This window comes from Prevotella jejuni (assembly GCF_900187995.1).
GTDB classification, from domain to species: domain Bacteria; phylum Bacteroidota; class Bacteroidia; order Bacteroidales; family Bacteroidaceae; genus Prevotella; species Prevotella jejuni.
On sequence record NZ_FZNZ01000012.1, the window covers coordinates 85,563 to 106,054 of the forward strand.

Genomic DNA, 20,492 nt, shown 5'->3' on the forward strand with positions numbered 1-20,492 from the left:
TGATAACTTGTAACTTTATTCTTGATAGCTATGACTTATTTCAGAACTTTCGCAAGGAAGCGAGAAGTGTAGCTCTCCTTGTTCTTTGCCACCTCTTCTGGTCTACCACAGCTCAACATGCGACCGCCACCACGACCACCTTCTGGTCCCATGTCTATGATGTAGTCTGCAAGTTTGATGACATCGAGGTTGTGTTCGATGATGATAACGGTGTTGCCACGGTCAACAAGTTTCTGTAAGACGTCCATCAAGATACGTATGTCTTCAAAGTGCAGACCTGTTGTAGGCTCATCAAGGATGTAAAGGGTCTTACCTGTGTCACGCTTTGCAAGTTCTGTTGCCAACTTAACACGCTGACTCTCACCGCCAGAGAGGGTTGTAGAGCTTTGTCCAAGCTTGATATAGCCCAAGCCAACATCCTGTAGTGCCTTAATCTTCGGTAGTATCTGTGGTACGTTCTCAAAGAACTCTACAGCCATGTTAACCGTCATGTCGAGCACGTCGGCTATTGACTTTCCCTTGAAACGCACTTCCAACGTCTCACGGTTATAGCGTTTACCATGGCAGACCTCGCACGGTACCATTACATCAGGTAGGAAGTTCATCTCAATAGTCTTGTAGCCATTACCGCCACAGGCCTCACAACGTCCTCCTTTCACATTGAAAGAGAATCGTCCAGGCTTGTAGCCTCGTATCTTAGCTTCGGGGAGATTGACGAAGAGTTGGCGTATGTCGGAGAAAACGCCAGTGTAAGTAGCAGGGTTACTACGTGGTGTACGGCCGATAGGACTTTGGTCAACATTGACTACTTTATCAATGTTGTCAATCCCTTCAATACTCTTGTAAGGCATTGGACGCTTCAGTGAGCGGTAGAAGTGTTGTGAGAGAATGGGCTGTAGGGTCTCGTTGATTAACGTACTCTTACCTGAACCAGACACACCAGTGACGACAATTAGTTCGCCAAGTGGGAAGGTTACGTCTACGTCCTTCAGGTTATTACCCTTACAGCCAGTGAGCTGTAGCGTCTTTCCATTACCTTCTCTGCGTTCCTTAGGTATCTCTATCTTACGCTCACCGTTCAAGTATTGTGCGGTAAGTGTGTGTGTCTTGAGCATGTCTGCAGGTGTTCCTTGGAAGACAACCTCGCCACCTTTGCGTCCAGCTTTTGGTCCGATGTCTACAATCCAGTCGGCTGCACGCATCATGTCTTCGTCGTGTTCTACCACGATGACCGTGTTTCCCATGTCGCGCAGCTCTTTTAGCGAGTTGATAAGACGCTCATTATCACGCTGATGAAGTCCGATAGATGGTTCATCAAGGATATAAAGAACATTAACAAGTTGTGAGCCTATCTGTGTCGCAAGGCGGATACGCTGGCTTTCACCACCTGAAAGCGTAGCACTTTGACGGTTCAATGCAAGATAATCAAGGCCCACGTCGAGTAAGAAATTTATACGTTTACGTATCTCCTTCACTATCTCTACAGCGATTGTACGCTGTTTCTCATTCATGTGTTCCTCAACATGGTCTATCCAATCTCGCAGTTCGGTTATATCCATCTCTGCAAGTTCAGCAATGTTCTTATCCCATATCTTGTAAGATAAAGCCTCACGATTAAGACGATGACCATGACATTCAGGACATTGTGCTTCGGCTATGAACTGGTCGGCCCACTTCTTCCCAGCTGAGGAATCATCGTTCTCCATCACGGTGCGGAGGTACTTAATGATACCATCAAAGGACACAAAGTAGTCGGAGGTGGTGTGTACAAGCTCTTTAGCAATCTTTAATTTCTCCAAAGAACCATACAAAACTTCATCCATTGCCTCCTTTGGAATATCCTTGACAGGGGTCTTGAGGCTACAATCATATCGTTTTAAGAGTGCATCTATCTGCCAGAAAATCATCTGGTTCTTATACTTTCCTAACGGTACGATAGCTCCACTATGGATGTCAAGCTTATCATCAGGAATCACCTTCTTTAGGTCTATCTCATCAATCACACCCAATCCTTTACACTGCGGACAAGCTCCTTCGGGCGAGTTAAAGGAGAAGATGTTTGGAGCAGGGTCTTTGTATGCTATCCCAGTGACTGGGTCCATCAGTCGTTTAGAGAAATATTTAGCTTCGTCTCGTTCGTTATCAAGAATCATTATCAAGCCTTCTCCTTGCTTCATGGCCGTTGAGACCGTCTTTGCCAGACGCTCACGTAGTGTCTCATTCTCCGTACCACCAAGTTTCATCTTGTCGATAACAACCTCGATGTTATGGTTCTTGTAGCGGTCTACCTTTATACCACGTGTAAGCTCTTGTACCTCTCCATCGACACGAATGTACAAGTATCCCTTGCGTCGCATCTGTTCAAAGAGCTCACGATAATGTCCTTTACGGTTGCGAACAAGTGGTGAGAGGATATATATCTTGCGGTCTTGATAATCAGACATAATCATGTCTACCACTTTCTCCTCGGTGTATTTCACCATCTTCTCACCGCTCATATAAGAATAGGCTTCACCTGCACGTGCATAAAGAAGGCGTAGGAAATCGTATATCTCAGTTGTTGTACCAACGGTCGAGCGGGGGTTCTTGTTTGTTGTCTTCTGTTCGATGGAGATGACAGGGGATAATCCTGTAATCTTGTCGACGTCTGGACGCTCCATATTACCAAGGAAGTTGCGTGCATAAGCAGAGAAGGTTTCAATGTATCGACGCTGTCCTTCGGCGAAGATAGTGTCGAATGCAAGCGAACTCTTACCTGATCCAGACAGTCCAGTGAAGACGGTAAGTGAGTTACGTGGGATGGTTATGTCTACATTCTTTAGATTATGTACTCTTGCTCCGAAGACTTCTATTTTCTCGTTCATGGGGTTGTTGGGTGTTAAATGTTGGGTGTTTGGTGTTGAATGTTGGGTGTTGATGGATAGTTGGGTGTTTGGTGTTGGGTGATGGGTGTTGATGATTAGTACTGTGTTGATGGTTTCCTTGAAGATAACCACAGATGAAAATCGCTATTCATCACCGCCCATCACTCATCACCTATCACCCACCCATCATCATCTCGTCGACTGTGTGTAACCTCTGAGAAGGTTAACATCTCGTCGGATGTGGAACTCTTTGCCATCAGCTCCTTTGGCGGTTACATTGACGAAGTAAGTTCCTTGGGCAACGTCTTTGCCTTTATACTTACCATCCCAGCCACCAGCAGGGTCGTCCCATTCGTATATCTTTTGTCCCCAACGGTTAAAGATGATTGCTTTGAACTCTACAATACTCTTATAGCCAGGCTTTGCACGATAGATATCATTGATGCCATCGCCATTAGGTGAGAATGCATTAGGCATTTGTAGACTACTCTCACTAATCGACAGACTTATCGGGTTATAGCGTGTGGTGTCACCATTTAGAATCTCATAGAGTATTACCCTCGTCGTACCAGCCTCTGTGAACGTGTATTCCGTGTCCTTATCATAACGGATAAGAAAGGCCGAACGAGGATTCTTCTGGTTGAAGAAGTGCCATTCGTAGTTTGTTGCTGCATCCGTTGTGGTAGCTGGGTTGGCTGTGAAAGTTATTGTTAATGGAGCTGAACCACTATAAGTATCACCAGCTGCAATCGTGTTTGTCTCACCATTCGCATCTGTATATTTGCCCGATGGCTGGCAGTTTTGTGCCCAAGCTACTGTAGATAGCACCATTGAAAGCAGTATGGCGAATATCCGTGGTTTATGTTGTTTCATCCTTATCGTTCGTTTATGTTACCTTGAAAATTGTATAATCGTGCAAATTTACACAATTTTTCCCATACAGACAAGTAAATGTTCCTGTCTGGATAAGATAATACTGCGTATTTCTTCATCGGTGGTTTCACTCCTTACAAAAATGTGTAAACGATGTTGCCTTAACTCCTTTTCACTCCCCATCACTCCTTATCAAAAGTGTAGATGGAATTGTCTTAACTCCTTTTCACTCCCTTTTACCCCTTAACACCTTATGAAATTACTCCCCCTCACTCCTTAACTCCTCATAGAATCATTTCCTTTTAGCCCTCATAATAGAGTATAAACGGTGTTGTCTTAACTCCTTTTCACTCCCTTTCACTCCTTAACTCCTCATAGAATCATTCCCCGTCAGCTCAAAATTCCTTGTTAGTTTGTCACTATCTTTCGCTCCCCTTAAAGCTACTACATGCTTTTCATGCTCATAGAAGAGGCCTAACTGCGTTCAAGAACATGCTCTTCTTGCCTATTGAAGACGCCCTTCTTGAAGCAAGAAAGGCCCCTTCTTCGACGCTGTTTGTAATATGCTGATTTGTTGAATGTTATAAACTTGTATTTTAAGGAAAGGTTAGCCTTATGTTGAGGATAATTGGTTTAATTTTATGTAATGATTTTTCATGTTCTTATTGGCCCTTTCGGACTATTGAGAGCTGATTGAAATCCCCCTATAGAAGATACTGATGGAAGGAGAAGGGGAGTTTGTTCTCACAGAATATCATAGTCTTTGCGTACAAATGGGATGCAGTCTAAGAGTATAAGGAATGGTCAAGGCGTCAAGGCAGAAGTAGGATGAGTCCTTTTCTTTGAACTTTTTGCTTTTTGTCTTCTTATCAAGCATGAATGAAGAAAAGTTGCTATAACAGCTCAATTCACTCAAATTATTTTTCCTGTCATATCTGTCATAGATTCTAAGATGTTAACTTATTGGTTTACAGTGAGATTGTATGAAATGTTAAATATGACAGCAACTTAAAATAAAACTATTCTTGTAAGATATGTAATCGTTTCTCTCTGGTGAGTGAGTCATTATCTTTCTATAACTCGGAAGAACCTAAGATAACATCGAACAATAGATTACTAAAAAATTATACAAGAACGTTATTATGTACACAAATAAATTATCTGCTATTAACGTTTTTGTGTTTTTTATCATTCTACATCTTTTGATTACAGATTTCTTTTGTATATTTGCAGTTGTAATTAAATCTTTTTGAAACCAACAGTATGTTTATGAAAAAGTATTTGAAATATCTTTTGTTATTCTTTGCGATGACTTTTAGTTATAGCTTATTGGCACAAAGTGTTCAATGGCACGACCAACATAAAGTTAAACGCAAGGAGACTATATTCGGAATAGCCAAGGAGTATGGTGTTACCATCCCACAACTTATAGAAGCAAACCCTTTGATGAAGCAAGCAGGATACGAACTGAAGAAGGGCGACCTAATCTTTGTTCCTTATTCAAAGGAGGGAGATTTCCAAGCTGACGGGTCTATAAAAGGTAAGGTAGACAAGAAGGCTGCGGCAAAGGCTACCGCTAATCAGGTTGCTGCGAAGGCTGTGAATGCTATTCGTGTTGGTGTTATGCTACCCTTGCATAACCAAGATGGAGATGGTAAACGTATGGTTGAATACTATCGTGGTATCTTGTTGGCTCTTAACCAGTTGAAGAGTGAGGGTATTACGACTGATGTTCATGCATGGAACGTACCAAAGGGTGCTGACATCCGAACTACATTGTTGGAGCCAAACGCTTCTAAATTGGATGTTATCTTCGGTCCTCTTTATTCAGAGCAGGTAAAGCCTTTGGCTGATTTCTGTCGTACGTATGACATAAAACTCGTTATTCCATTCTCAATAACAGCGACTGATGTGGAGACGAATCCAAATGTTTTCCAGGTTTATCAAACTGACGCTTCGTTAACGAATAAGGCCATAGCCGCTTTCTTAGAGCGTTTTCAGAAAACACACCATCCTATCTTTGTTAATTGCAAGGACGCAACAAGTCAGGTGGGCGACTTCACAACGACTTTGAGAAGACAGCTCGATTTACAGAAGATTAAGTATAATCTTACGAGTTCAAAGTCATCAGATGCAGATTTCTCAAAGCACTTTGAGTCAACTCGTCCAAATGTTGTAGTTATCAATTCAGAGAAGAGTCCGCAGTTGAATGAGGTCTTTGCGAAATTAAATCAGTTGAAGAAGGCACGTCCTGGTGTGGCTATCAGCCTGTTTGGATACAATCAGTGGTTTGTCTATCAAGATTATGATCTTGACCAGTTCTTCAAGTATAACACTTATATCCCATCTACCTATTACTATAATAAGGCAGCAGATAAAACAAAGGAGTTGGAGGCAAAATATACAGAACAGTATGGCGAGCCGATGTCAAAGCAGTTTATTCCACGTATGGCAATAACAGGCTACGACCAAGCACAGTTCTTTGTTCGTGGTTTGAAAGCACATGGAAAGGATTTCAAGGGTTCTGCTGCCGAGGTTAAGTATCGTCCGTTACAGACTCGTTACGACTTTGTTCGTGTAGGACAGGGCGGGTATATCAATGATAACTTCCAACTGGTTCACTTTAAGACAGACCAGACAATGGAGAATCTTGTCTATTAATCTGAAGAAGAGTATCTTATCCTGAGATGAAGAAAATAAGCTCAAGAATATTAGCTGTTATTCTATTTGCGCTGCCGCTGACTGCAGCAGCGCAGATAGGAGACCATCGTGATGACCTCGCTATTGGTGTTAATGGTGGTTATGTCCTCTCTAATGTGGGCTTCACTCCGAGTGTAAGACAATCCATGCACGGTGGGTTAACGGGCGGACTGAGTGTGCGTTATGTGTGCGAGAAGTATTTTAATACTATCTGTTCTATCTATGGTGAAGTCAATTACGCTTCAGTAGGATGGAAGGAGAAGATACTGACGGGTACTGATCAGCCTGTTATCAACTCTAACGGGGCCGCTGAAGAGTATTCACACACTGTAAACTATATTCAAATACCAATCTTTGCACATCTCGCATGGGGACGTGAACAAAACGGTTTTAACTTCTTTTTCCAAGCAGGTCCACAGTTAGGAATCTATTTGGGAGAGTCGACATCAAAAAACTATGACACCCCAAATCTTGCTACTGATGGTACTGGGCGGAGTAATACGGTAATTGCACAGGAGTCAATGCCTGTAGAAAAGAAGTTAGACTACGGTATTGCTGCTGGTTTAGGAATGGAGTATAGCAATCGCCAAGTAGGACATTTCTTGCTGGAAGCCCGCTATTACTATGGATTGGGCAATATTTATGGAAGCTCAAAGAAAGACTTTTTCGGCAAATCTAATTACGGCAATATTGTTGTTAAGGCTACTTACCTTTTTGACATTGTAAGAACAAAGTAATAATTAACCTATAATTTTATCATTATGTTTGAGAACCAACCTAAAGCACTGTACGCATTGGCATTAGCCAATACCGGTGAGCGTTTCGGCTATTACACCATGATAGCCGTATTCACTTTATTCTTAAGAGCCAATTTCGGGTTATCTAGTGGTACCGCTGGCTTGATTTATGGTGTTTTCCTTGCCTTAGTTTATTTCTTACCATTGATAGGTGGTATTATGGCCGACAAGTTTGGCTATGGAAAGATGGTGACTATTGGTATTATCGTCATGTTTGCGGGCTATTTATTCTTGTCTATCCCATTGGGTGGAGGAGTAATGGGCTATGCAGCAATGTTTAGTGCTTTACTACTTGTTAGTCTTGGAACAGGTTTGTTCAAGGGTAACCTACAGGTGATGGTGGGTAATCTTTATGATGCACCAGAGCTGTCAGCAAAGCGCGATTCAGGTTTCTCTATCTTCTACATGGCTATCAACATTGGTGCTCTCTTTGCTCCTACAGCAGCTGTGAAAATTAGGGATTGGGCTGAAGTGTCACTTGGCTATTCTGGTAATGACGCCTATCATTTCTCTTTTGCAGTTGCTTGTGTGTCATTGATTATCTCAATGATTATCTATTATGCCTTCCGTAGCACCTTTAAGCATGTAGAGGCTGGAGCAGGTCAGACCAAGAAAACTGATACTGCTGTTGCTGGAGAAGAACTCACACCACAGCAGACAAAGGAACGTATCGTTGCTCTTTGTCTTGTTTTTGCTGTTGTTATCTTCTTCTGGATGTCGTTCCATCAGAATGGTCTTACCTTGAATTACTTTGCTGATGAGTTTGTTAGTCCAAAGGCAGAGGGTGTTCAGACAATGGCATTTGATGTAATCAACCTTGTGATGATTATCTTCATGGTTTACAGTCTTATGTCATTCTTCCAGAGCAAGACCTCTAAGGCTAAGCTGATTTCTACTGTTGTATTCCTTGCAGCCGTAGGAGTATTGGTTTATAAGTATCATAACATCGGTGGTCCTGTTGATGTTAGTGCTCCTATCTTCCAGCAGTTTAACCCATTCTATGTAGTAGCTTTGACTCCTGTCAGTATGGCAATCTTTGGTGCTTTAGCAGCTAAAGGTAAGGAACCAAAGGCTCCTCGTAAGATAGCTTACGGTATGATTATTGCAGGTTGTGCTTATCTGCTTATGGTTTGGGCATCACGTGGTTTGCTAACTCCTAATGCGCAGGCTGCAGCAAAGGCTGCAGGAGAGACTGTTCCATTTGCTTCTGGTAACTGGTTGATTGGTACCTATCTCATTCTTACATTCGGTGAGCTGTTGCTGAGTCCTATGGGTATCAGCTTCGTTAGTAAGGTTGCACCTCCAAAGTATAAGGGCGCGATGATGGGTGGATGGTTTGTTGCTACAGCCATCGGTAACCTGCTTGTTAGTGTCGGCGGATACTTGTGGAATGACATACCTCTGACAATTGTATGGTCTGTCTTTATTGTACTTTGTCTCCTCTCCGCTGGTTTCATGTTCTTGATGATGAAGCGTTTGGAGAAGGTTGCATAGTAGAATACAAGAATGAACGTATGACTACTGTAAATGGGTCTTTTGATATAGTTTTCTGGTAGTTTCATACAATGATATAAAAAGGGCTGAGCTCAATGGATGAGTTCAGCCTTTTTATTTGTCTACTTACAATACCGACGTTTGGTGGTATAGTCATAATGAGTCTATTACCTATGTTATTGTAATCAGATAGCGTATAGAATCCGCCTAACTGCTTATAGCAGATTAGAGGATGTACGCATGTGGCAGATAACAGCGTTATGGTAATAGCTTTCAAAGCGGTCGACGCTTCTCCTAAAGAGGGTTGACCCTTTTGCTCAAAAAGGTCAACCTTTTCTCTCAAAAAGGTCAACCTTTTTCTTCAAAAGGGTTGACCTTTTTAAAAATCAGTCGACTGTCTTAAAAGATTCAGTCGACTGATTTATGTTGCAGTGTGTCTTAATACCACCAAGAAACGCCTGTGAAGGGAGGTGTTATCAATCTGTTGTGATAGGATTAATGCTTATCAAGGCGTGAATTTATAATTTTTCTTTCAAATACTTACCTGTCAGACTCTCCTTGCAGCGAGCCACCTCTTCTGGTGTAGCAGCTATTACGAGGTTTCCGCCCTTATCACCTCCATCAGGACCAAGGTCGATGACATGGTCGGCACACTTGATAACATCAAGGTTGTGTTCGATAACCAATATGGTGTGGCCACGTTCGATAAGCGCATTGAAAGCATGGAGTAGCCGATCGATATCATGGAAGTGCAGACCTGTTGTTGGTTCATCAAAGATGAAGAGCGTTGGGTCTTGCTGTTCCTGTCCGATGAAGTAGGCGAGTTTCACACGTTGGTTCTCACCGCCAGAGAGGGTAGAAGAACTTTGTCCGAGTTTGATGTAGCCCAATCCAACATCTTCCAACGGTTTAAGTTTGTTGACAATCGCTTTGCGTTTGTGCTCACTGAAGAATTGAATAGCCTCAGACACAGTCATGTTCAAGACATCATTGATATTCTTACCTTGGAACTGTACGTCGAGAATCTCACGTTTGAAACGTTGTCCGTGACACTCCTCACATTCCAAGACAAGGTCTGCCATAAACTGCATCTCTACTGTAATGACACCCGCACCCTTACATTCTTCGCAGCGACCACCCTCAGTGTTGAATGAGAAATACTGTGGGGTGTAGCCCATCTGCTTTGATAACTGCTGGTCAGCAAATAGCTTTCTGATTTCGTCGTATGCCTTCACGTATGTCGCAGGGTTAGAGCGTGTACTCTTACCGATAGGGTTCTGATCCACAAACTCCACGTGTTTAATCTGTTTCCAGTCACCTCCAAGAGAAGAATATTCGCCAGGGGTGTAGGCAACCTCATCTAAATGACGTTTGAGGGCAGGATAGAGGATTCCTTTCACAAGGGAAGACTTACCGCTACCGCTAACTCCTGTCACCACAGTAAAGACGTTCAGAGGAAACTTAACATCTACTCCCTTGAGATTATTCATGCGAGCTCCCTTTAGGTCTATGGCCATATTCCATGGTCGACGACTCTTTGGAACTTCAATAACCTCCGCTCCCGTCAGATATTTAATGGTGTATGAACGAGGATACTTCTCAAGGAGTTGCTTTGACTCAGCATTGTTTTTATCATTGATGTCTCCCTTTATTCGTTTGATGTCAGATACTTTACCTTCAAATACAATCTCTCCACCCAGTCGTCCAGCATCTGGTCCGACATCAATTAAGTAGTCAGCTGCACGCATAATCTCTTCGTCATGCTCTACGACAACTACGGTGTTGCCTAATGCTTGAAGTTCCTTGAGTACGTGGATAAGTCGATCCGTATCTCGACTATGCAAGCCAATGGAAGGTTCGTCAAGTATATAGAGTGAGCCAACGAGGGAAGAACCAAGGGAGGTTGTAAGGTTGATGCGCTGACTTTCACCACCACTCAGTGTGTTTGATTGGCGGTTGAGGGTGAGATAGCCGAGTCCTACATCTAAAAGGAACTGTAGACGACTTGTTATTTCGGTCATTAGTCGCTTGCTGACCTCTTGCTCATGCTCAGTTAGTTCCAGTTTGTCGAACCATTGTTTGAGGTTGATAATAGACATATCAACGAGGTCGGTGATAGCCATACCACCTATCTTCACCCATGTAGCTTCCTTCTTTAGCTTTGTGCCATGGCAGTCAGGACAAACAGTCTTACCACGATAACGGCTGAGCATGACACGGTATTGAATCTTGTATTGGTTCTCCTTTACCATTTGGAAGAAGGTATCAATACAGATACGGTCGTGGATGTCTTTCTTTCTTTCGCTTGGCAGACCCTTCCAAAGACTTTCCTTCTCATCCTTTGTTAGTTCAAAATAAGGCTTGAAGATAGGGAAATTGTCTTTAGCTGCACGTCTACAGAACTCATCTTTCCATGTTGCCATCTTCTCACCATGCCAACACTGAACGCAACCATCATAGACAGAAAGAGAAGAGTCAGGGATAACTAACTTCTCGTCTATGCCAATGACGCGACCAAAACCCTCACAAGTAGGGCATGCTCCGAGGGGAGAATTAAACGAAAACATGTTATCGTTCGGTTCTTCAAAGCGTATGCCGTCTGCTTCAAAGCGTGTAGAGAAATCGTAAGTAAGCTTGGCTGGCAGAATCATTAACTGCATATTGCCATCGCCCTCATAGAAGGCTGTCTCACAAGAATCGGTGAGTCGGGTCAGTGTGTCTTTAGAGCTGTCAACGGATAGGCGGTCGATGACAAGATAGATACTCTTTGTCTTATCCTTAGTTGTAGCTTTGTTGTTGTCGTCAGCAGGGTTCTGTTCCAGCCAATCTTCTATACGGATAAAGTCGTTATCTACATAGATACGTGCATAACCTTCCTGCATCTCCATCTCAAGTTGGTTCTGTATGCTTCGTCCTTCGACAATGTGGAGTGGAGCGAGGATACAGAACTTTGTTCCTTCTGAGTACGACATGACTTTCTCAATGACGTCTTCAACAGAGTGATGCTTCACCTCCTCGCCAGATATTGGACTGAAGGTCCTACCAATGCGAGCATAGAGAAGACGGAGATATTCGTATATCTCGGTAGAAGTACCCACTGTTGAACGTGGATTACGGGATATAACCTTTTGTTCAATGGCTATAGCAGGGGGAAGTCCTTTGATGAAATCGACCTCAGGTTTCGACATTCTGCCTAAGAACTGACGGGCATAAGCAGAAAGGCTCTCCACATATCGGCGTTGTCCTTCAGCATAAAGCGTATCAAAGGCAAGTGATGACTTACCTGAACCAGATACGCCTGTGATGGCGACAAATTGTCCCTGAGGAATATTTACGTCTATATTCTTTAGGTTGTTAACCTTGGCTCCTTTTACCTCAATATACTTATTCATATTGCTCAACTTTATTCTATATTTACTCTTATAGACCCTTAAAAGAGATTTAAAGGGCTAATCGGAATATGCAAAATTACAAAAAAACTTTGGTTCTTTCTGATATTTACTTTATATTTGCAGCGATATTATATATTAAAAGAACACAATTATGAGAGTTAAAAAGTTATTGGTTATTGCTTTGATGGCTTTCCCAATGATGGGTATAGCACAAAGCTCATACGAGCAGAAGAGTGATTCTGCTAACACGACACAGTTTGAGAACAAGCAGAATAGCGCTGCTTACCAGCAATGGTTGAGCCAGTATGAAGAGTGTGGTCGTCAGATTAATACTATATCTGAGCAGTATCAGCGCGAGGTAGAGAAACGTGGCTATCCTAAGAAGAAGACTGTTAAGGCTAAGATAGCACTTGTTAATCAGTATATCAGTTTGTTGCAGCAGCAGCGTGATTCTCCTGAACTAAATCAGGGAGTCGACCTTGGCAAGGTGAATAGTAAGATTACTATGTGGCAGGAGCAACTTGCTGGTTTGACTGCTTTGTTGAAGAAGATTTAAAGAAGATTCTATCGTAATAAAAAAGAGCTGTAACCGCATTAGCAGTTACAGCTCTTTTTGGGTATTATTGCTCCTCACCATCCGTGTTAAGCAGAATTTCCTTGTTTCCTTTCTTTGCTTCGAAATAAGGTGGTTCATCTCTCAATGATATACTATCATAGATGAAAGGTGCAATGATAGTATCTTTACCATCGGGGAGTATCAAACCAAGTTTGCCGTTTAACTGGGCTATGAGTGGCATAGTACGTAAGTCGTCGACATATACATAACAAGTACGAAGAAACTCATACTTTGGTTCAACGAGTATACGTCCTCTATGGTCAAGGATTCCAAACATTCCTTTCCGTTCGATAACCTCGTGATACTGAATGTATATCTCACGTATGAGGTTCAGATACTTCACCATCTTTCGCTTATCGTTAACCAATGTAACGAGGTATTCGAAGGTGTCAGAGTAGTTGGCCATCGCACGGGCTAAGACGATCTTCATGTCTAACCCTTTGATAGCTTTGCGATTCAAATCGATGTATCGGGCGATAGCAGCCTCCTTTTCCTTCATAGGAAGGTCTTTCAGATGCTCTTCAAAACGTAACATCTGTTGCTTGCTGCCGTGCATAGCTTTGATATATCTGTGTATCTGTCGCCCCATTTCGATGCACACGAAATGGCGAATCTGCTGCTCCTCTATCGGGTCAGCGTATTCTTGGTTGAAATTGTCTTGCGTAATCATGGGCTTTTTCTCCTTTGTTTTTGCCAAAGATACTGACTTTTAATAGTTCTACCAAGGAATTAAAAGAATTTAATTCAAATGTTTTAGAAATGTCTTTATTTTCGGCTTTAGACTAAAAGTTAAGCTCAACATCTTTACCAAATGGAGCAAGGGACAGGCCTGCCATTTTGAAGTGTTGCTTGGCAAAAGGAATACCTATAATCGTGATGGCAAGAAGTAGTCCAAAGAAGATGTGGATAAGACATGCCCATAAACCACCAAAGATTATCCAAATGATATTGAGTGGAATGGTGATACAGCCTGAAAGACTTTCTCCATCTCTCACTTCTGCCCCAAAAGGCCATAGGCACAAGAGTCCGAGCTTGAATGTTTGTACTGCAGCTGGTATGCCGATAATGGTGATGGCAAGTGCTAAACTACCTGTAAAATATCCGATGGCAGCTTCTAAGCCACCGAATATCCACCATATAATGTTTCCAAGAATACGCATAATTGATTGTTGAATAATGATGTTGATAAGCAGATGACTCCTCTGCTTGAATATTATAAGGTAAGTTTTGAATCTAATTCTTACAATATCTTACTGTTCACACTGGCTTCATCTTGTGTGTTGAGGACCTTCTGCGTATTGTATGAAGATAAGAGAAAAGATTCTCGATGATTGTTACATTATATTTATAAGTCGACTAATGACCAATCTCTACGGGTAATGTTCACCAAACGACAAAGGTTGTTATGAAGATTATATGATGTCTGTAATTTCCTCTAATGTCTTTCGCTTCTTCTCATTCGTTGGACAGTCGTCAGCTATGTGACCGATAGGAATGATGGCAACAGGTTCAAACCCAACGTATGGGAATGTCTCCTTTAATTTAGCCACATTGAAATTACATACCCAACAGCTACCTAAGCCCCGCTCTGTTGCAGCCAAGCAAAGATGTTCAGTAGCAATGGCAACATCAATATCGCCATGCTGCTTGTTGTCTTCTTTGCGTATCCAGTTGCTGTTAACCTCACGCATACAAATGATGTAGAGTGGTGCGGACTTGAACCATTCACGGTCGTAGCATTCTTGTAGTTGCTTGCGAGCTGCTTCAGACTTCACAATGACAAATTTCCATGGTTGTCTGTTGACAGCTGAGGGGGCCATACGTACTGATTCTAAAATATATTGTAAGTCCTCTTCTGATACAGGCTTGTCGCTATATTTACGTACGGAAAAGCGCTTTTGGGACAGTTCTAATATGCTCATAATGTGAAGAATAAAGGCCTTTCAACAGGGAGTAGGCTATGAGATACGATGTTGTTGATGCTTTTTCTATGGAGGATTTTACCTATTGCAATTCCTCCTTATAATATAATATCGCCTTAATGGCAATCTGTTCTGCTTCCTCGATGGTGCAATTTAGTCTTCCACCTGATGCGTCAGCGTGACCGCCACCATTAAAGAACTTTGCTGCCATAGGTTGACAGTGGAACCCATTGCAAGAACGAAGACTCACGAGTACGGTCTTAGGCTTCTCTGTATCTTCTCGTAATGAGATACTTAGTTTAAGTCCTTTAATCTGCTGTGGAATATTAACAAGTCCCTCCATGTCTCCCTTAATAAAATGGAACTGTGCCATCTCTTCCTTTGTTACGGTGTAGTAAGACGCATGCAACTCTTCAATCACTTTCATCTTATTGAGGATAATGTGTGCACGGAGGCGGAGGGCATTGGTAGAGTAGTTGTGGAATACACGGTTATAAATCTCGTCCTTATCAATATTCTTTGCAAGAAGCTGACCGATAATATAGAATATCTCTGGGCGTGACGAATTATAGGTGAAGCCACCAGTGTCTGTCATCATACCACAATAAATGCAAGACGCACATTGGGTTGTCATCTTCTCGTAGCCATCTAACTGACTAATCAGACGGAAGACAATCTCACATGTACTTGACATCTCTGGGTGTGAAACCGTCAAGGCGTTGTTTGTCTCAGGTTCTAAGTGGTGGTCGATGAGTAGGCGAGGGGCCTTGGAAGAGTCCAATACCTCTTGCATCGTATCTACACGAGAACGCTGGTTGAAGTCAAGACAGCAAACGAGGTCTGCTTCCTTAAAAGCTTTCTTTACCTCTTTGGGTCGTCTGTCATAGCGGATAATGGAATTATGTCCTGGTAGCCAATGCAGGAAATCAGGTGTAGCGTCAGGCATACATACCTTGATATTAGTCTTGCCAATCTGGTTCAGATAGTGCATCCATGCCAGTGACGAACCTGTTGCGTCACCGTCAGGCGACTTATGCGCACAGATTACGATGTTTGTTGCATTGGAGAGAAGGTTGCGAAGCGTCACAATTTCTTCTTGATTCAATAGGTTTAATTCCATTACGGCTGTAAGCTTTGGTGTGTTTGAAATTGGTTGGGCTATTATGCCCGATGTGTATAGAGATGTAAGAGATAAAAAAGCCCTGCCTGGATATCCGTCTTACATCTTGAATAATATCAAAGGATGTATGTGGAAATAGTACCCAGGCAGGGATATCAATTAGAACAATTTAGCAGGATAGGTGCCATCGTCAACCAGTGACTGAATCTTGTCAACCACACTCTGACGGTCGGCAGCGTATGTTACGCCAAACCACTTGCTGGTAGTGTCAAGCACCTTCACGGTAGATGTACCATCGTTGATGAGCTTGTTTACCATCAATGGGATGAAGTATTCAGACTTCTTATTTTCCATGTTCTTAGGATCAGAGAGGAACTCCTTGAAGTAGGCCTCGCTGTACTCGAAGTAGTCTGGTGTGAAACCCCATACATTCATAGATACAGGAGTGTTCTCGCCTACGGCTACCCACTCGCCATTGTCGTCTTTGTACTTGATTTCGCCATCGCGACGCTCAATCTCTGTGCGCTCAACAACAGTTGTCAAGTTTCCTTCTGCATCTGTAGAGCAGATACCACGAGCAACAGTACCATTCTCGCTCAGTGTGTTACCTACGCGGAAACCAACCATTGCATACTTGTCTCTTGCACCTTCTGGGAGGTCAGCAAGGAACTTGCCGATAACCTTGAAGCAATCACGGTTATAGAAGTCATCGCAGTTGATAACGCAGAAAGGCTCTTTGATAACATCTTTTGCCATCAATACCGCATGGTTTGTACCCCATGGCTTCTCACGACCTTCTGGTACAGAGAAGCCTTCTGGCAGTGCATCAATGCTCTGGAATACAAGTTCTGCAGGGATATGACCCTCATACTTTGAAAGAACTTGGCTGCGGAACTGCTCCTCGAAATCCTTACGGATAACAAAGACAATCTTACCAAATCCTGCCTGGATAGCATCATAGATAGAATAATCCATAATGGTCTCACCATTAGGGCCTAATTCGTCGAGCTGCTTCAGCCCACCGTAGCGGCTTCCCATACCTGCCGCAAGGAGTAATAATGTAGGTTTCATTTTCTTTATTATTTCGTTAAACTATATTTTATGTTCTGATTGCAAAGGTAAGAAAAATATAGGATAAACTATTATTTTGTATTGTGAATTATGGGGACTCTTCTGAGATTTGGTGTTATAAACTAAAGCTCTTATATAATGGCATTCAGAACATCTATCGAGCCACTTGTATTCTTTTTCTCACAGAACTACACAGAAGAACAGAAATCACAAAGATGCACAGAGACATTACGTCAACCGATAACACAGAGCATTTCAGCTAATGTTAAAGGAAGCGGCCCCTCCCTCTCATGTTCTTCTTTTTTTTCTCACAGAACTACACAGACGAACAGATTTCACAAAGGCGCACAGAGACGTTAAGTCAACCGATATCACAGAGCCTTTCAGCTAACGTTAAAGGAAGCGGCCCCTCCCCCAACCCCTCCCCCGCAGGGAAGGGGCGTAGTATGTGAGGTTACCCCTATAGGGCTGTTGATAAGAAGATAGAACGAAGCGTACACCCTCATTATAGGGTATCTCGGTGATCACGCCCCTTCCCTTCGGGGGAGGGGTTGGGGGAGGGGCCGCTCTCTCTCATGTTCTCCTTTTTTTCTCACAGAACTGCACAGAAGAACAGAAATCACAAAGGCGCACAGAGACATTAAGTCAACCGATAACACAGAACGATATAACCGAAATTAGCAGAAAGGGTCTGTGATATCTGTCGTCGCTTGCCGGCGTTTGTGGGTTCTCCCTGTTCGCTGAAAGGGTTCTGTTCATCTGTGAAAATCTGTGAGAGATAAAATCCCCAACGAGTTTCTTACGTTCTAAAATCTGTGAGAAAAAATTCAACGAGCTACCACAAAAAAACTTGCCCCATGACACCAAGGATGGTGATAGGGGCAAGAAACGAAAATTAAATTACCGATGTATCGTCATTGATATCACATCAATGGCTTCCCGCTGGAAACATAATTAAAACTAAATTAATCAATTCAGTATTATTAAAACCGAACTTGTTCTTCTTTCTAATAGGCTCTATTGGCCTTATTAGCCTTATTAGGCCCATTGGCCCAATATCCTTTCCTATCCCTGGCCCGCTACCGGCCCACTTCCTCCTCCATTCTTTTTCTTATCCTCCTTTTTCTTGTCTTTCTCTGCTTCCTCCTTCTTCCTCACCGACTCATAGGAGTTAGCGGCTAACTCTCGCTTTAATTCTCCGCCAGGCGTGAAGACAACACGGGGCTTAATGGTTGCGGTCTTAAAATCCTCCTCCTTTTCGGCTCCTTTGCTCGATAGTGTGACACGCATTGAGCCAAACTCGCCCAACTGAATGCTGAAACCATCACGGAGATAATGGGGCAGACAATCGATAAAGTTATACAACACGTTCGACACATCACCACGTGTCAAGGACGAACGCCCCGCAATGTCACGTGCAATGTCGTCGAGCGACTTATGCCCAAGGTTAACAGGGTTAGCATAAAACTTTACTTCCTCCCGCTTCTGCGGATTTTTCTTTGGTACTAAACGAATTTTCATAATTCTTCGTGTTTAAAGTTATACATTAGATTCTTATTATCATAGCGTAGGGCAGCACGCCTCTGCAGCTTTCTTTGTGCTTCTTCATGCTGCCCCATTCTATTTTCTTGGTTCATTTCCTGCCTTTCATCGTCTCTTCTTTCCTCCTTTCCACATCCTCTTCCCGCTAAATACGTATTCCCTTGCTGCGCAATGCGTATCTACGTGCCGTTAGATACGGTGAGCGCTGCTGCTGAATGCGGTGAGCGCTGCCGTTACATACGCATCTAACGGCTGCGCAATGCGTATCTACGAGTAGCTAAATACGTATCTGCCAACACGTAGATACGGTGAGCGCAGCAACGGAATACGCATTTAACAGAAACCCTATCCGTTAGGCACTCCCTCCCCTTCGGGGAGGGCCGGGGTGGGGTCTTACGGCGGTTCTTTAGGTGTCGCCTTTTAGAGGGCGACACCTGTAAAGGGGCTATCGCGAGAACTACTGAAGCGCCTCCGCCCTGTACCCGTTGATGCGGTTGCTGTAGCTGTTCACGCTGACGCTACCACTGTCGAAGCCCAGGCGGTACGCATAGTAACTGTTCCATGGGTAAGCACTCGACGACCAATAGTAGCCATCGCGGCCAACATTGATCAGCTGACCAGAGAAGTAGAAACCCAAGGCGGGCAGGTAGAAATATTTGTTTGCATCGGCTGCAGAAGGAAGGCCGGAGGTGTTGATGCTACTGTTAGTGTTGTTATAAAACTTGTATGTTGTACGCAAGTCAGTTGTATTATCGGCGGATTTCTCTGTGTCGTAATTATGCTCGGCTTGTAATACTGACTTCTTCTTAAACCACATGCCACCTTTATATAAATGACCCATAGTAGTCCAAAGTTCATCGCCGTCCCAACGAGGATCGCCGTACATGCAATACCAAGACATCTCGTTAGCATTAGGAAGGTCTTTACATGATGCGTGGGTAGCTGGATTACTTACGCCATAACCTGGGTAATACTCGTTGTAGTAACGTGAGTCAGCGTTGCTCTGGGGGTAATTTGATGAACTGCTACCGTTTAATGTTGGCTGACCTGTGTTTCCTGACAAGTGCTTTGTCCATTCGTAACCATACCAATATTGCTGCTGGGCATCCCACATATAATAATGGTCGCCGTCGTAGTTTGTTACATCAAGGTTAGCGGTGATATTATAATACTTATTCTGGTCGTAGGTTGCTGATGATAATGTCTTGGTTATAGTTCCCTCTGTACCAGTTGCAACGTCCTTCACCCAATAACGTATCTTTAGTATGTGCGTTCCTGGCTTTATTACGACGTATGCACCGTTGGTAGCTGCGCTTGTTGCGTTATTATTTAAAGGAAATCCATTAGCGTATATTCCGCTACCACCTGTTGAAACGATAATCTGGTTGCCTGTACCTGTCCCTGTTAGTTCGCCTGTTGTTGGGTTGAGCGTATAAGTACTGGTAATGTCGTTGTCTGAGTTAACCTCTACCTTAGTCAAGTAGCAGCCCTGTAAAATGGTATTGCTGGTACGTGGCAAGAAGAGAAGGTAAGCTGCCTTATGGTCGAGTGTAAAGTTAAAATTACGCTCGCTTGCTATGCGTGTTGCTGTTGCCATACCACAATCGCCTGATGCGCCAAAATGAGCGGTGCTGTTTGGCTCTGCCTGGCTTTGGTTTGCGGCGATTGTTACTTGGTTCTGATTGCCATTCTTACCAGGGTAATAAACTTCGTAAGACATGTGAGCTGTGTATGTGCCAGGAACTTTGAACTTAAAGTAAGCAGTTTTACCTGTTGGCGAATTGCTACTTGCGTTCCAAGTGCCGTTATCGTCCTTTACGTATATCTTATCGCCTGCTTCCCAAAAGAATTTACCGTCACTTTCCATTGATGTACGGGTTGTTGGGTCACCTGTTGAGAAAGTTGTTAGGTTTGCATCGTAATCTTTGCCATTGGGATTCTGCGCTATGTCCTCATTGGCACAAGAAGCAAAAGCCAAACCTATGCCGAACACAAGTGCCAGAGACTTTAAACGTGATGCGAATGAATGCTGTTTCATTGTTTTCTTCATTTTTCGTTGTTCTTTTAGTTTATTACTTTCTGTTAGTCTTTCCATGATGGA

At 43.1% G+C, this 20,492-nt stretch carries 14 protein-coding genes; 4 read left to right on the plus strand and 10 right to left on the minus strand.

The genetic code is table 11. From position 1 onward, the window contains the following. Window positions 1–35: 35 nt before the first annotated feature. Complete coding sequence (gene uvrA, locus CHB62_RS06145; RefSeq protein ID WP_089366121.1) at window positions 36–2,864, minus strand: excinuclease ABC subunit UvrA; 2,829 nt, start codon at window positions 2,862–2,864, stop codon at window positions 36–38. A 189-nt stretch (window positions 2,865–3,053) separates the two neighbouring features. Further along, entirely contained in the window at window positions 3,054–3,737 is a 684-nt protein-coding gene (locus CHB62_RS06150) for a T9SS type B sorting domain-containing protein (RefSeq protein ID WP_089366122.1), read from the minus strand. A 1,269-nt stretch (window positions 3,738–5,006) separates the two neighbouring features. Between CHB62_RS06150 and CHB62_RS06155 the strand changes: the two genes are divergently transcribed. From CHB62_RS06155 to CHB62_RS06165, 3 genes are read left to right on the plus strand one after another with little or no spacing between them, the layout of a single operon-like run. Continuing rightward, window positions 5,007–6,398, plus strand: coding sequence for an amino acid ABC transporter substrate-binding protein (locus CHB62_RS06155; protein WP_089366134.1), 1,392 nt, complete (start codon window positions 5,007–5,009; stop codon window positions 6,396–6,398). Between the two features lie 26 nt (window positions 6,399–6,424). Beyond that, window positions 6,425–7,174 carry a porin family protein gene (locus tag CHB62_RS06160; RefSeq protein WP_089366123.1) on the plus strand — a complete coding sequence of 250 codons (750 nt, stop codon included), beginning with the start codon at window positions 6,425–6,427 and terminating at the stop codon, window positions 7,172–7,174. A gap of 24 nt (window positions 7,175–7,198) precedes the next feature. Beyond that, on the plus strand, window positions 7,199–8,728 hold the full coding sequence (locus CHB62_RS06165; protein WP_089366124.1) for a peptide MFS transporter: 1,530 nt from the start codon (window positions 7,199–7,201) through the stop codon (window positions 8,726–8,728). Between the two features lie 518 nt (window positions 8,729–9,246). Here CHB62_RS06165 and uvrA (CHB62_RS06170) read toward each other — a convergent pair. Next, the gene (gene uvrA, locus CHB62_RS06170) at window positions 9,247–12,120 is read right to left on the minus strand and encodes an excinuclease ABC subunit UvrA (RefSeq protein WP_089366125.1); all 2,874 of its coding nucleotides are present in this window, start codon (window positions 12,118–12,120) and stop codon (window positions 9,247–9,249) included. Window positions 12,121–12,271: 151 nt separating this feature from the next. On the opposite strand from uvrA (CHB62_RS06170), the gene CHB62_RS06175 reads away from it, so the two are divergent. Beyond that, window positions 12,272–12,676: a hypothetical protein gene (locus tag CHB62_RS06175; RefSeq protein WP_089366126.1), complete on the plus strand. Its 405-nt coding sequence runs from the start codon at window positions 12,272–12,274 to the stop codon at window positions 12,674–12,676. A 64-nt stretch (window positions 12,677–12,740) separates the two neighbouring features. On the opposite strand, the gene CHB62_RS06180 is transcribed toward CHB62_RS06175, so the two are convergent. The 7 genes from CHB62_RS06180 to CHB62_RS06210 form a co-directional block, all read right to left on the minus strand. Next, the gene (locus tag CHB62_RS06180) at window positions 12,741–13,406 is read right to left on the minus strand and encodes a hypothetical protein (protein WP_089366127.1); all 666 of its coding nucleotides are present in this window, start codon (window positions 13,404–13,406) and stop codon (window positions 12,741–12,743) included. A 112-nt stretch (window positions 13,407–13,518) separates the two neighbouring features. Beyond that, entirely contained in the window at window positions 13,519–13,896 is a 378-nt protein-coding gene (locus CHB62_RS06185) for a YccF domain-containing protein (RefSeq protein ID WP_013264763.1), read from the minus strand. Between the two features lie 252 nt (window positions 13,897–14,148). Continuing rightward, a complete protein-coding gene (locus CHB62_RS06190; RefSeq protein ID WP_089366128.1) occupies window positions 14,149–14,658 on the minus strand; it encodes a nitroreductase family protein in 510 nt (169 codons plus the stop codon). An 82-nt stretch (window positions 14,659–14,740) separates the two neighbouring features. After that, window positions 14,741–15,778 (minus strand): DHH family phosphoesterase, encoded by a 1,038-nt coding sequence (locus CHB62_RS06195; RefSeq protein WP_089366129.1) that lies wholly within the window; start codon window positions 15,776–15,778, stop codon window positions 14,741–14,743. A gap of 159 nt (window positions 15,779–15,937) precedes the next feature. Continuing rightward, window positions 15,938–16,849, minus strand: a complete 912-nt coding sequence (locus CHB62_RS06200) for a glycosyltransferase family protein (RefSeq protein WP_089366130.1) — start codon at window positions 16,847–16,849, stop codon at window positions 15,938–15,940. 1,065 nt (window positions 16,850–17,914) lie between these two features. Then, complete coding sequence (locus CHB62_RS06205) at window positions 17,915–18,370, minus strand: HU family DNA-binding protein (protein ID WP_089365196.1); 456 nt, start codon at window positions 18,368–18,370, stop codon at window positions 17,915–17,917. Between the two features lie 478 nt (window positions 18,371–18,848). Beyond that, window positions 18,849–20,441 (minus strand): Lcl C-terminal domain-containing protein, encoded by a 1,593-nt coding sequence (locus CHB62_RS06210; protein WP_089366131.1) that lies wholly within the window; start codon window positions 20,439–20,441, stop codon window positions 18,849–18,851. Window positions 20,442–20,492 lie beyond the last annotated feature (51 nt).